Origin of the sequence: Rathayibacter sp. PhB1 (assembly GCF_004362935.1) — a bacterium.
Lineage (GTDB): Bacteria > Actinomycetota > Actinomycetes > Actinomycetales > Microbacteriaceae > Rathayibacter > Rathayibacter festucae.
In genome coordinates this window covers 570,011-581,285 of the sequence record NZ_SNYD01000003.1, presented here as the reverse complement: position 1 = coordinate 581,285, position 11,275 = coordinate 570,011, and the positions used below count along the sequence as shown (strand labels likewise).

Sequence of the window (11,275 nt, the reverse complement as noted above, 5' to 3'; positions counted from 1 at the left end):
GCGCACATCCTGCTCGAGCAGGCCGAGCACATCGCCGCCGTCATCGCCCGCGGCCGCGAGGTCGGCGCCAGGTACCTCGAGCCCACGGCCGAGGCCGAGGAGGCCTGGGTGCGCACCGTGCACGAGACCGCCCTCGACACCCGGGCGTTCCAGGCCGAGTGCACGCCCGGCTACTACAACGGCGAGGGCACCCGCTCCATCGCCGGCGCGACTTTCAGCCCCGGACCGATCGCCTTCCACCGCCTGCTGCGCGCCTGGCGGGAGGACGGGATGGGCGACGTGCTCGTCGGCGCCGGCGTCGGAGCCTCGCGATGAGGCGGTCGGCGATCGCCGTCCCGGTCCTGCTCGCCGGTGCCCTGGCGGGCTGCACCGACGCGGGCGACCCCGCAGCCGCACCCTTGTCGGCGACTCCGTCGGTCGTCACCGCCGAGCGGGTGCTGCAGGTGACGGAGGTGCACGAGACGACCGGCATGACCCTGCTCGAAGGCCCGACCTTCGGCCCCGACGGCGGCCTGTACGTCGTCGACGTCACCGCCCCGCCCGGCGCCGGCAAGGTGCTCCGGATCGACCTCGACGAGGAGACCGTCGAGCCGGTCTGGACCGACGACGCCTCCGCGCTCACCTCCGCGCAGTTCCACCCCGGGGACGGGCGGCTCTACGTCACCGACTTCCTCAGCGGTTCCGTGCGGAGCATGACCGCCGAGGGCGAGGACGTCCGGGACGTCGTCACCGGCCCGGTCGACGGCGTCCCGATGCAGCCGGACGACATCGCCTTCGGCGAGGACGGCGCCCTCTACGTCACCGACGCCGCCGGCGCGCAGGACCCGTACTGGGAGGCGTCCGGCCGCGTCGTCCGCGTCGACCCGGCGACCGGTGCGGCGACCGTGCTGGCGAGCGAGCTGCCCTCCCCGAACGGCATCGCCTTCTCGCCCGGCCACGGCGAGCTGTGGGTCAGCCTCAACACCGGCAACCGCATCGACCGGTTCACCCTCGCCGAGGGCGGCACCGACATAGCGACCGCGTTCCCCGCGATCCACGCCTCACCCGGGATCGGCCAGCTCGACTCGATCGCGGTCGACGCCGCCGGCAACCTCTACGTCGGCCTGCACAGCCGGCCGGAGATCCTCGTCTACGACACCTCGGGCGCCCTGCTGCAGACGGTGACGATGGCCGGGGACGGCGTGGGCTCCGCGACGAACATCGCGATCCGGCCAGGCATGACGGAGGCGTACGCGACGGTCAGCGGTACGGCGGGCGGCTTCGTGCACACCTTCCAGGCCCTGGCCGAGGGAGTGCCGCAGTCGAACGGGGGCTGAGCCGGCCGGCCCTCGACACCCACCGTCCTCCCCCGCGTCCCAGCACTATTCGCACCTGATGGGAGACTTCGACCTCCCCCTCGCCGACCGGTACTTCGACAACTACCTCCCGGGAATCGGCGGGATCCTCGGTCGCGTGACAGCGACGGAGAAGGAGATCGTCACTTTCGCGACGGCTTTGAATCCGCACACGATGCACACCGATCCGGAGGCCGCCCGACTCGGCGACTTCGGGGGAGTGATCGCCAGCGGCTGGCACACGACGGCGATCATAATGCGGCTGCTCGTCGACCACTTCCCTAACGAGCGCGCGAGTGTCGCCTCTCCCGGCGTCGAAGAGCTGCGCTGGCAACAACCCGTACGACCCCGCGACACCCTCGGAGGGAGGTTCGTCGTCCTCTCGGCCCGCCCCTCCGCTTCACGGCCGGATCGAGGGCTTGCTCGGATCGGCATCGAGCTCCTCGATCAGCACGACACCGCCGTCATTTCGCATGACCATGCTCGTCCTCCTCCTGCGCCGCCGGCCGCGTTCCGATCAGAGCTGATTCTCATCGCTCCGCCCGCAGGAGGGTCTCTTGCGGTGGATCCAGGCACTCCGCGTGGACCCTTGATCGCGAGGGACCACATCGTCTCCCCGCCAGGAGATGAAACCCCTGCTGGAGCAACTGAACCACCATGACCATCGGGGACAACCTAGGATCATCCCCGATGGCATCACGACGAGAGATGAGCGAAGTCCGCCGTGGCGCTGTGATGCAGGCAACGGAGGAGCTCCTCGAGGCGAACGGAGTGGCGTCGCTCACGATCCGGCAGGTCGCCGAGCGCGCGGGCGTCGCTGCGGGCACCGTGTTCCTCTACGCGGACAACAAGGCGGACCTCGTCCACCAGGTGTACGGGTTCCAGATCGCGCAACGCTGGCATCGCCTCTTCGACGAACTGGAGCCGTTCAGTCCGCTGATCCGCGTCGAGAAGTTCTTCCTCGGATGCGTCGAGATCTTCTACGACGACAAAGACAACATCCTGGCCTACTACCAGGCGATGGCAACGGATTCGCTGACCTCGCTCGACAGTGTCGAGTCGTTGATCGAACGGATCACCGACTCGCTCCGATTGGCCTTGGAGTCCGGGGAGATAAGCCCGCGTATCGATCCGGAGGTTCTCGCGTACTCCTACCAGGCCGTCTACTCGAACGTCATTATGCTCGCCGCTCGAGGGCGGGATCGATCGGCATCGAGCGAGGTGGTAAGAGCGTCGATCGAGCTGATCCGGTACGGCATCGAGCCCTGATCGTTCGCCGGCGACAGCAGGCTTCGTCGGTCAACGGGTGCCGTCGAACCGGTCGCCTCTCGTTCCGCCAAGGTCGGCGGCTCGTCTCATCGACACTGCACCATCAGCGCGGCCGATAGCGGGGGCCGATGCAATCCCAGCGCTCGGAGACGGCCGTGCGAGACTCCTTCCGTGCCTGACGACTGCTCGAGAACGCCCCGTCGCGTGACGAGCGCCGAGGTCGCGGCGCGGGCCGGAGTGTCGCGGTCCGCTGTCAGCCAGATCCTCAATGGTGAGATCTCCCGGTTCCCCGCGGCCACGCAGGCACGGGTGAGGGACGCTGCGGCCGCACTTGGCTATCGACCGTCTCGCGCGGCGCGTGCCCTGGTCACCGGGGTCAGCGACGTCGTCGTTCTCCTTCTTCCCCACGTGACCTTCGGTCCGCACCTCCAAGACATGGTGGACGGCATCACGGCGGCGTCGAGGACCGCCGGCCTCACTGTCGTCGTGCGCTACGCCGATGATGAGCCTGAGGCCACACTGCTGGCGCTGCACGACCTCCTTCCGGCGGCGGTGATTGACCTCGGCGTCCTCGAGAAGGACCAACGGCATCGACTCCACGAGGCGGGGATCCGCGTCGTCCCCCGTCGGCGGAGCGATCCCCTGTCAGGCGAAGTGGATCAGGTCGACGTGGACATCGGCCGCATGCAGGTGAGGCACCTGACGCGCAACGGTCCTCGCCGCCTCGTTTACGCCGCACTGGCGGACAAGCGCCTCGATCCGTTCGGCCCACGGCGACTGCAGGGCATCAGGCAGGAATGCGCAGCGCTGGGGATCGATGAGCCGGTGGAGGTGAGGGTTCCGCTCGAGCTCGACGGGGCGTCCGCTGAGATCCGGAGTGTCCTCGCCGACGCAGACGATCGCCCGAGCGGATTCTGCTGCTACAACGACGACGTCGCGATCGCCGTCGTCGCGGCGGCCCGTGCTCTCGGCATATCGCTGCCGGACCGTCTCTCCGCCATCGGTGTCGACGGGAGTGCTCTCGGCCAGCTGATCTCGCCGCGGCTGACGACGATCCGCGTCAAGCAGTCCGTCTTCACCGATGCGATCACAGCGGAGCTGCTCGAGACGGTGGGGGCGGTCGCCTCGACGGAGCCGGCGTCTCCGATCCCTCTGACGCTGGTACCCGGCGAAACCTCCTGAGAAGTCGAGGGACACCCGGTCGGGGTCCTCGTGCTGAGATGTGATCGGGCGGAGGAGCCTGTGCCCGTCCGCCCGATCACCTCTCGCGCGTCCGCTACCTAGTCGCCGCTCGTGACGTCGAACCGGGTGCTCGCGTCACGGTAGAGCTCCTTGCCTCCCTTGGTGACTGAGAGCTCCAGGAAGACCGTGCCCGTATCGGGAACGGTGAACGAGACCGGCATCTGCTGCACGGTGCCCAGCGGGACGTTCAGGTCCGCCTTTCCACTGGCGAGGACGGAGCCCGACGCCGATCCGCCTCGCAGCGCCCAGGTCACCGTGAGTCCGGTTCCGCTCAGCGTGTCGTTGAACACGGAGAACGTTCGGGTGGCCCGGGACCCCTTGACGAGTTCGCTGGCGACGACGGGCCAGGTCCCGTTCTCGTCGGACAGCTTGTTCGCGTTCCAGAACTCGGTGTCGACCACGGCGACCGGGTTGAACGCCTTCTGCAGGAGTTGGATCTGCTCGTTGTCCCACGGGTCGGGGAGGTTGTCCTCGCCAAAGAGGGGGAGCACGCCGTCAGGGTAGCCGCGCTCGAGGGAGGTGAAGTCGGTTGTCTTCACTCCCGGAATCACCGAGGACCAGTTGGAGAGGAGAGTGTACGGCCGGGTGTCGTCCGCGCCCTTCTCTCGCATCCGCAGGGTGGCCGTGGCGAACCAGGTCATGCCCTGAGGGGTGTGGTCGTTGTTCCAGATGAATTCGGTCTGCCCGTTGGGCTTGCCCGGGAGCTCGCAGACGTTCTCGGTGTACTGACCGATCGCGAACTGGCCGCTGTCGCCCTCGTAGTGGCAGAACACGGTGTAGTTGTCGTGGGGCAGATCCGGCGAATCGCCGTCGGTGCTGATCGGCCGGGTGCTGTCGAGCGCCATGACGGTCTGGTAGAGCAGTTCATCGAACTCCGGCCCCTGTCCGGGGTTGGTGAAGAACGGCATCTGAGGCTCGTTGGCCTGGCTCCAGCGCACCACGGAGGCGTGGTTGCGGTCGCGGGTGACGAGATCGGCGAGGTGGCTGACCATGTTGTCGCGGCCCTCGGTGAAGTTCTCTCTGTTGTTCGAGCCTCTGATGGCGGTCTCGTCCATGATCATGAGGCCGAGCTCATCGGCGACGTCGAGCATGTACGGGGTGGCCGGGATCTGGTGGATGCGGACGACGTTGTAGTTCAGGCGCTGATAGTTGCGCACCGCCTCGCGCCAGCCGCCGTTTCCGGCGGAGGGTTCGAGGAAGCCGGGCAATGTGTCGTACGCGTCGCCCACTCCGGAGTTGTCGATGTTGTCGTAGTTCGCGCCCTGGAGGCTGTCGCCACGGAAGTTCACCCGGGTCCCGTTCAGTTCGTAGTGGTCACCGACCTGCTCGAGTTGACGGAATCCGAAGCGGACTTTGTACTCGGAGTTCACGAGCCTCGGACCCGCGCCGAGGGAGACGACCTGGACCTTGAGGTCGTGCAGCTGCGCTGCGTAGTCCTCCTGGTAGGGCACGTTCGGGGTCCAGTAGGAGTCCGTGCCGGCCTTCCAGCGGAGCGGCCCGACGGTGATCTTCTCCGTCGAGTTCGCCGGGATGAGCTTCGTGCTGAGCGGAAGGCGCGGATATGCGAAGTCCTTCTCGTTCGCGGAGTCGAGCGTGCCGCGCACGAGGACCGTCTTGGCACGGTCGGTGCTGTTGGTGACGTAGGTGTCGTAGCTGAAGGTCTTGTCCGATACCGAAGTGCGGACAACGGTGTCGGCGACGAAGACGGCCGGCAGGACCTCGAGGGTGGCGGAGCGGAAGATGCCCTGCGCGACGTCGTCCGACCAGGAGGCGCCCTCCGGCACCAGATAGCGCATGTCGGAGGCGATCAGCGCCTTCCTGCCCTCGACGGTCACCTCGATGAGGTGGGAGCTGCCCGGCTTCACGAAGTCCGACAGGTCGAAGACCGACGAGGTGTAGGAGGTGGTCTGCGTCCCGACGACGCGGCCGTCGACGGCGACGGTTGCGCGGTGGTTGATCGCTCCGAAGTTCAGCCGGGTGACCTGCTCGCCGGTGATCTTGGGGATCTGGATCGTCTTCGAGTAAGTGGCGCGGGAGAGATCGGTCCAGCCCTGCTTGTGCCAGCCGCCGCCGGGCACCGCGATCGTGGTCTTCCCGCCGGGGGCCGGCGAGTCGACGCAGGAGACGAAGGGACCTGTCGTGGTGCCGTAGATGCCACCGCCGGTGCAGATCGTGTTCGTGAGGGGGGTGAAGTCCCAGGTGCCCGCGAGGTCGACCTCACGTGCGGACTGCGGGCCGGACACCCCGTCGAGGTACTCGGCGGCGAAGGTGGGGGCAGCCTCGGCCGCGATCGCCGGCGCACCGGCGATGATCGGCGAGAGCAGCGCCGCAGCCAGGGCCACGACGGCGGCGACCGAGAGGCGACGGGTGCGAGCCCGTGTCGTCCTGCTCGTGGGTGGCGTTTCGAGCAGGGGCGACTGAGGGAACACGTCTTCTCCTTCTGGGCGGCACTGCCCGGACGGTCTTGCGGCGAGCGAGGTCGTCCCGCGAGAACGCTCCAGCGGGACGACGCGTCGAGGGAAGGGAGGGGGGCGACCCGGACGAAAGAGAAGGCGCTCCGTGAGCGGTCAGCCTCTTTGCTGACACGTAACAGCAGGCTAAGTGCGCGCTGAAGCGGCTGTCAATGCCGCAGAGCGAGCAGGTGGGGGCCCATCCGCAGAAGCCCGTTCGCGGAGCCTCTTGTCATTCGTCTGCGATCCGCTACGCTGACTGAACGCGTCCACTGAACGCGTTTACTGAAATCGCCGGCAAGCTCGATGAGGAGACAGGCCATGTATTCGGAGTACGCAGGGAAGACGGTCGTCGTGACCGGTGCCTCGTCCGGCATCGGAGAAGCAACCGCCGTGGCACTCCACGATCTGGGCGCACATGTGATCGCCGCATCCCGTCGAGAGCCCGCCGTCGAGACCGCCGGCTACGTCTCCCTGGACCTGAGCGACCCCGCCTCCATCTCCGCAGCAGCAGCCGCGATTGACGGGGACGTCTACGGCCTCTTCAACTGCGCCGGGGCCGTCCCCATGCTGGATCCCCTCGACATCCTCAAGGTCAATTACCTCGGGACCCGCCTGTTCACCGAACTGCTGGTCGACAAGATGGCACCGGAGAGCGCCATCGCGAACGTGTCCTCCGACGCAGGATACGGCTGGAGGAAGAAGCTCGACCTGCTTCTCGAGTTCGTGGCGATCCCGTCGTTCGACGCCGCTGCGTCCTGGTACAGCGCGAACGAAGAGGCCGCCGGCCATGCCTACACGTTCGGCAAGGAAGCCCTCAACGTCTGGAGTATGCAGCAGTCGCAGTCCCTGATCAAGCGCGGCATCCGCATCAACACCACGAGCCCAGGGGCCGTGCAGACGCCGATGCTGGAGGCGATCGAGGAGGAGTACAGCACCGACTCCATCACTCCTGTGACCGTGCCGAGCGGACGTCGATCCTCTCCCGCCGAGCAGGCCGGCCCGCTGCTCTTCTTGAACAGCAGCCACGCCTCCTACGTCAACGGCGTCGACATCGTCATCGACGGCGGGTATTGGGCCGGCCAGACCCTCACCGGCGTGTACTGGGACTGAAACTGCCGCCAGGCTCCCACTCGGCAGCCCGCTCTCACCTTCGACCAGGAGTCCGCTGAATCCGTTCGCTGTCCTCGCCGACGAGAAGCGTAGGCGTCTCCGATTCGCACCACGTTCATCCGGGCTCTCGGACCGATCCGGTCCGACCCGAATCCACCTCAGCATCGATCTGCATGTACCTGTCGCCGCGCACAATGCCGTGCAGCGACGGATTCTCGCGCGGATCGCTGCCACGCCGCGAAGGAATGCCATGTCCAATCCTCCCGATCCTGCGATTCCCCATGCGAGTGACAGCTCGTTCAAGCGTCATCGACTCCTGAACTCCCTCGGCGCCTTCTTGCTAATGGCCAACGTCGGCACTCTCGCCGCGGTCGGATTCCTCATCGTTCCGGGAATGGAGAGGTTCGAAGTCCAGGCGGCTCAGATGACGCTGATCTTCACCGTGCTCCTCCTCTCCGGAGCGGTCGCCCTGCCTATCGCGGGTCGGATCATCATCCGCGTCGGCGTCCGACCGGTCGTCGTCGTCTCCTCTCTCCTCGCGATCGCGTCCGTGGTCGGCATGATCTTCGCGCCGGATCTCACCGTCTTCACTCTGCTCTGGATCCCCTTCGGGGCGGCCTCCGCGGGGTCCGGGATCCTCGTGGCGACCAGCCTGATGACCGGCTGGTACTCGCCACAGGCGCGTGGACGCGCGATCGGCATCATTTCCACGGGCGCCGCGATCGGAGGCACGATGTGGGGGCTGGTCATGCCACCCGTGATCATCGCCTACGGCTGGACCGGCGCGTTCGTCGCAATTCTGCTCTACCTCGTGATCGTCGCTCTCGTCCCGGGCCTGTTCCTCATCAGCAATCCGCCGATCAGTCAGGCAGCCCTGGCGAGGGCGGTCGCCGGAGAGACCGGCATCTCGCGGAGGAGCCTCCGCGGTCCTCTCGTCATCGCGGTGATCGGACTCGCCGTTGCGGCGTTCCTGGTCAACACAGAGGCCACCTTCGCGCAGCTGCAACCGGCCGTCTACGCCGCGAAGGGCATCGATCCGATCCTCGCGGGCCAATTCGTGTCCTTCCTCTCCCTGTGCGCCTTCGTGATGGGACCGATCATGGGCTTCCTGCACGACAAGCTCGGCGTCTACGCGCTGATGATCATCCTGGCCATCGCCTACGGCGTCGGACTCCCGGCCGTTGCGATCCTGGCCGGGGTCTCGACCGTCGGTATGTTCCTCGTCCTCCCTCTGATCGGCTTCGCGATCACCACCGGATCGGTGGCACTGCCCCTCGTCGCGGGCCACGTCGTCGGACCTCAGCGATACCCCGGCGTCTACGGATTCGTCCAGATGGGTGGCTACCTCGGCTCCGCTGTGAGCGCACCGCTCTGGGGTATCGCCTTCGACACCACCGGCGACTACGACATCGCTCTGCTCATCGGTGCCGGCTGCGCGATCCTCGGGCTCGCCGTCTTCACCATCCTCTACGCCCGCCGACGACGCATCACCGAGGCGCTGGACGCCGACGACGCGGCGTCGATGGATCACGCCACCGCCGATCACCTCAGTCACCGACAGTAAGGAAGCATCCACCATGTCTCGATTCGACGACAAAGTCATCGTCATCACCGGAGCCGGAGCCGGTATCGGCAAGGCGACCGCCCTGGCGGCGGCACGCGAAGGTGCCAATCTGGCGCTCTTCGAAATCCAGGAGGACACGCTCGCGGCGACCGCCCGGGCAGCCGAGGAGCTGGGCAGCGATGTTCTCGCGTTCCCCGGTGATGTCACCCGGACCGAGCAGCTCATCGCCTTCGTAGAGGCGATCGCTGAGAAGTTCGGACGCGTCGACGTGCTGATCAATAACGCGTACGCGTCCAGCATGCGAGTCGCGTTCGAGGACGCCACACTCGAGCAGCTCGAGCACTCCCTGCGCTCGCAGGTCTTCGCGACGTTCACTCTCATGCAGCAGGCACTGCCTCTCATGAAGGAGAGAGGCGGCTCGATCATCAACTTCTGCAGCAACGCCGCCCAGGGTCTGGAAGGGCTCTCCGTCTACGGAACCGCCAAGGGTGCCATCGGCGCCCTGACCCGCGCGGTCGCGAAGGAGGTCGGTCCGCAGGGGATCCGAGTCAACAACATGGTGCCCATCGGAGTCACGGACACCGTCAAGGCCCAAGGCGGGCACGTCCTGCAGCTGATGGTCGATGCTGTCGCGGCTCAGAGTCCGCTGAACCGTGCCGGGTACGTAGAAGAGGACGTCGTCCCGGTCGTGCTGTTCCTGGCGTCCGACGATTCTCGCTGGATCACCGGTCAGGACATCCGAGCCGAAGGCGGAGTCGACATCCACTGGTGACCAGGGCGGGACATCGCCCTCACCCGACACGAAAGGCTCCTCATGCCGAAGAAGACCAAGACGTGGCTGGGCACAACAGATCGATACGCTCGCCTGCGGCGCATCGAATCCTTGGACCCGGCGTCAGATTTCGTCGAGATCAAGCAGCTGTTCTCCTATGACTTCCAGTCCTGCTTCATCGTGCAGGCGGCGTCGGGTTTCATGTTCACCTTCGCGGCGCCCACGATGTCGCGGGTCCTGCACGCCACAGGCCAAGCAGGCAAGCACACGGCCAAGCGCTTCGTCGACACGTCGCTCCTCACGAGTGCCGTGATCAACAACGGCCTCGAACCCGGTGACGGTCGTGAAGCGGCCAAGCGGGTGAACGCCATGCACCGCCAGTACGACATCCGACAAGACGACTTCATCGCCGTCGGCTGCGAGTCCCCCCTCACCGCACTGGATCTCGCAGAACGACTCGGCTGGCGCGACGTCACCGACATCGAGAGGCAAGCGCTTCGGAACTATCACAACGCCGAAGCGCGCGCGTTCGGCTCACACAAGCCCATTCCCGAGACGATCGCGGAGATGGAGGACTTCTACGAGCACTATCTCGATACGCAGCTCGCGTTCGAGCCGCAGAACAAGGAGCTCACCGACGCGGTACTGGGTCTGGTCCCGCAGTTCGTGCCGGCCCCGATGCGCCCGTTCATCAACCCGATCCTCACCGCGCAGATCGATCCCCGCATCCTGCGGGCGTGCGGACTACCTGCGCCGTCGCGGCTTCGGAAGAAGATCTCCACCTCGCTGCTCCGGGCGATCGCCAAGGCAGATCCGATCCCCGACGGCGTGTCCGGGAGCAATCCGATCAAGACGTTCGCGGACGACATCTACCCGAACGGTTGGACGATCCAGTCCTTGGGGACGCACATCCGCAGCCACACCGCCGCTGGGTCGCCTCACGAGCACTCCGCAGCAGCCGACCCCCACCACTCAGCCCGAGCAACGCCCACCAGCCAGGAGACGACATGACCACCGAACCAGACCTCAGCGGATTCGAGGGCGAGTGGGAGATGGATCCCGAGAAGTCGCTGGTGTGGGACAAGCAGGGCGGCAAGTGGGTTCCCGAGTGGGTCCAGGCCCAGCACATGACGTTGCATCACGAAGGCGACACCCAGATCTACACGGTCCGCATCCAGATCGCCGATGATCTCGCCACCCACATGGGCTACAAGAGCCGGTTCGGCGATCCCACGTGGGTCCCCTACTCCGTGTGGGAGATCGAGGGCGATCAGGACCACGAGCTGCTGAAGCCGAACGACGTCCTGAAATCCGGCACCGTGCTGAACGAGCCGATCGCCTGGGTCGTGCAGACCTATGTCAATCCGCAGACTCACTACCGGATCACGAAGAACCTCGACGGATCCGCGCAGTACTCCATGTCGCGGCTCCTCTCCAACGACGGCAGCACGATCCTCTCCGCCGTGACCCTGCCGGACGGCACCCCGTCCGTCTCTAAGACCTTCATCCGCGCCTGACCGCCAAGAAAGCA

Annotated in this window: 10 protein-coding genes and 1 pseudogene; 10 read left to right on the top strand and 1 reads right to left on the bottom strand. The window is 66.5% G+C overall.

What is annotated here, in order from left to right; all coding sequences use genetic code 11:
• The 5 genes and pseudogenes from EDF17_RS19830 to EDF17_RS10360 all read left to right on the top strand — a co-directional run.
• A pseudogene (locus EDF17_RS19830) lies at positions 1 to 315 on the top strand (monooxygenase); the annotation flags it as partial.
• Positions 312 to 1,316 carry an SMP-30/gluconolactonase/LRE family protein gene (locus EDF17_RS10375; protein ID WP_123447027.1) on the top strand — a complete coding sequence of 335 codons (1,005 nt, stop codon included), beginning with the start codon at positions 312 to 314 and terminating at the stop codon, positions 1,314 to 1,316. The pseudogene EDF17_RS19830 and the gene EDF17_RS10375, both read left to right, overlap by 4 nt.
• A 58-nt stretch (positions 1,317 to 1,374) precedes the next feature.
• Positions 1,375 to 1,995 carry a MaoC/PaaZ C-terminal domain-containing protein gene (locus tag EDF17_RS10370; RefSeq protein ID WP_123447026.1) on the top strand — a complete coding sequence of 207 codons (621 nt, stop codon included), beginning with the start codon at positions 1,375 to 1,377 and terminating at the stop codon, positions 1,993 to 1,995.
• Positions 1,992 to 2,603 carry a TetR/AcrR family transcriptional regulator gene (locus EDF17_RS10365; RefSeq protein WP_123447025.1) on the top strand — a complete coding sequence of 204 codons (612 nt, stop codon included), beginning with the start codon at positions 1,992 to 1,994 and terminating at the stop codon, positions 2,601 to 2,603. The genes EDF17_RS10370 and EDF17_RS10365 overlap by 4 nt, the downstream gene beginning before the upstream one ends.
• A 204-nt stretch (positions 2,604 to 2,807) precedes the next feature.
• Complete coding sequence (locus EDF17_RS10360; RefSeq protein WP_133671986.1) at positions 2,808 to 3,785, top strand: LacI family DNA-binding transcriptional regulator; 978 nt, start codon at positions 2,808 to 2,810, stop codon at positions 3,783 to 3,785.
• 98 nt (positions 3,786 to 3,883) lie between these two features.
• Here the strand turns inward: EDF17_RS10360 and EDF17_RS10355 are convergent, their stop codons facing one another.
• Positions 3,884 to 6,274, bottom strand: coding sequence for a glycoside hydrolase family 2 TIM barrel-domain containing protein (locus EDF17_RS10355; protein ID WP_123447023.1), 2,391 nt, complete (start codon positions 6,272 to 6,274; stop codon positions 3,884 to 3,886).
• A 327-nt stretch (positions 6,275 to 6,601) separates the two neighbouring features.
• On the opposite strand from EDF17_RS10355, the gene EDF17_RS10350 reads away from it, so the two are divergent.
• The 5 genes from EDF17_RS10350 (at position 6,602) to EDF17_RS10330 (ending at position 11,261) form a co-directional block, all read left to right on the top strand.
• Positions 6,602 to 7,408: a coniferyl-alcohol dehydrogenase gene (locus tag EDF17_RS10350; protein ID WP_123447022.1), complete on the top strand. Its 807-nt coding sequence runs from the start codon at positions 6,602 to 6,604 to the stop codon at positions 7,406 to 7,408.
• Between the two features lie 250 nt (positions 7,409 to 7,658).
• A complete protein-coding gene (locus tag EDF17_RS10345; RefSeq protein ID WP_123447021.1) occupies positions 7,659 to 8,972 on the top strand; it encodes an MFS transporter in 1,314 nt (437 codons plus the stop codon).
• A 13-nt stretch (positions 8,973 to 8,985) separates the two neighbouring features.
• A complete protein-coding gene (locus EDF17_RS10340; RefSeq protein ID WP_123447020.1) occupies positions 8,986 to 9,744 on the top strand; it encodes an SDR family oxidoreductase in 759 nt (252 codons plus the stop codon).
• Between the two features lie 42 nt (positions 9,745 to 9,786).
• The gene (locus EDF17_RS10335) at positions 9,787 to 10,755 is read left to right on the top strand and encodes an oxygenase MpaB family protein (RefSeq protein ID WP_123447019.1); all 969 of its coding nucleotides are present in this window, start codon (positions 9,787 to 9,789) and stop codon (positions 10,753 to 10,755) included.
• Positions 10,752 to 11,261, top strand: a complete 510-nt coding sequence (locus EDF17_RS10330) for a hypothetical protein (RefSeq protein ID WP_123447018.1) — start codon at positions 10,752 to 10,754, stop codon at positions 11,259 to 11,261. The genes EDF17_RS10335 and EDF17_RS10330 overlap by 4 nt, the downstream gene beginning before the upstream one ends.
• Positions 11,262 to 11,275 lie beyond the last annotated feature (14 nt).